The sequence below is a fragment of the Mesorhizobium sp. M7A.F.Ca.MR.362.00.0.0 genome (assembly GCF_004023175.1).
GTDB lineage: Bacteria > Pseudomonadota > Alphaproteobacteria > Rhizobiales > Rhizobiaceae > Mesorhizobium.
This window is the reverse complement of the sequence record NZ_RZTF01000731.1, coordinates 1-1445: the sequence shown is the minus strand read 5'-3', so window position 1 is coordinate 1445 and position 1445 is coordinate 1. Positions and strand designations below refer to the sequence as shown.

Annotated in this window: 2 protein-coding genes and 1 pseudogene; 1 reads left to right on the top strand and 2 read right to left on the bottom strand. The window is 63.3% G+C overall.

What is annotated here, in order from left to right:
• Both EOC06_RS37230 and aztA read right to left on the bottom strand, forming a co-directional pair.
• Positions 1-291, bottom strand: a 291-nt coding sequence (locus EOC06_RS37230; protein WP_206631354.1) for a metal ABC transporter permease, incomplete at its 3' end; no start/stop codon positions are given.
• Positions 291-1097, bottom strand: coding sequence for a zinc ABC transporter ATP-binding protein AztA (gene aztA, locus EOC06_RS37225; protein ID WP_127273264.1), 807 nt, complete (start codon positions 1095-1097; stop codon positions 291-293). The genes EOC06_RS37230 and aztA, both read right to left, overlap by 1 nt.
• 226 nt (positions 1098-1323) lie before the next feature.
• On the opposite strand from aztA, the pseudogene EOC06_RS37220 reads away from it, so the two are divergent.
• Positions 1324-1445: pseudogene (locus EOC06_RS37220) on the top strand (RidA family protein); the annotation flags it as partial.

Below are 1445 nucleotides of genomic sequence, written 5' to 3'. Positions count from 1 at the left end.
CTGTATGGTGAAGCGCGAGACGGCGCCGGCGCCGAGCGCGACGATGACGCCGGCGATCAGGCCGCCGATGGTCATCGGCAGGATCTCCAGCCCATAGAACAGGAAGCCGGCGGCCGCACCGGGCAGGATTGCATGCGCCATCGCGTCGCCCGACAGGCTCATGCGCCGCAGCATCAGGAAGACGCCGATAGGGCAGGCGCCGAGCGACAGCATCAGCGAACCGATCAAAGCCCGCTGCATGAAGCCGAAATCGGCGAAGGGCGCGATGACAAGGCCGTAAAGCATGTCCATCAGGCAGCCCTCGGTCCGACGCCATGTTGGCGGTCGTGATCGTGGCCATGGTGATCGTCACCATGAGCGTCCTCGCCCGGCTCGCACCAGGGTGCATTTTCTTCCCAAGCTTCGTGGAAGCGGCGGGCGCGCAACAGGTTGTCAGGTTTCAGCGTTTCCCTGGTTTCGCCCCAGGCGATCGGCTGGCGGGCGAGAAGCAGCGTTTCGGGGAAATTCTGCCGCACCAGGTCCAGATCGTGGACGACAACCATGATGGTGCGTTCCTCGCCGTGCCAGTGCTTGATCAGGGCAATGAGGTCGCCGACCGTCTTGGCGTCGACGGCGTTGAAGGGTTCGTCGAGCAGGATGAGGTCGGCGTCCTGCAGCAGGACGCGCGCAAACAGCGTGCGCTGCAACTGGCCGCCCGACAGCGTGTCGATCGGGCGCTTTTCAAAGCCGCCGAGGCCGACCGCCATCAGCGCCTTGCTGACGTCATCGCGATCTTCCTTGGTGTAGCGGCCAAGCAGGCCGCGTCGTGGCCACAGGCCGAGCGAAACCAGATCGACCACGCGCGCTGGAAAAGAGCGGTCGAGCTCCGATTGCTGCGGCAGATAGGCGGCACGTACACCGGGCGCGCGGATAACCTCGCCGGCCATTGGCTTCAGGACGCCGACAATGCCTTTCATCAGCGTCGATTTGCCGGAGCCGTTGGCGCCGACCACAGCGGTCAGCGAGCCCTTGCGGATGGTGCCGTCGAGATGATGGATCGCCGGATGGCTGCCATAGCCAAGCGTCAGGTCGCGGAATGTCAGGCAGGTATTTGTCATTCTGCGATCCGTAGGCGGCGAAATCCGGCTGCTGGCAGCGGCCGATTGGATATGTGATGTTATTACATTAGTCAACAAGCCAATCCGGCGGAATTGCGGCCGCAGGGTCAACTTGCCGTGTGTGCATGCCATATGCCGTTGGCCCAAGGGGATTCGACCTGGCGACCTTGCCCCAAGCCGGCCGCGACTCTAAAGAAGCGCAACCGTCACAGGAAGGAACCATCCAATGAGCATTCGTCGCATCGATGTCGGCCCGCGCATGAGCCAGATCGTCATCCATGGCAATACCGTCTATCTGGCTGGTCAGGTCGGCCAGCCAACCGGCAACGTCGCTTCGCAGACCAGGGA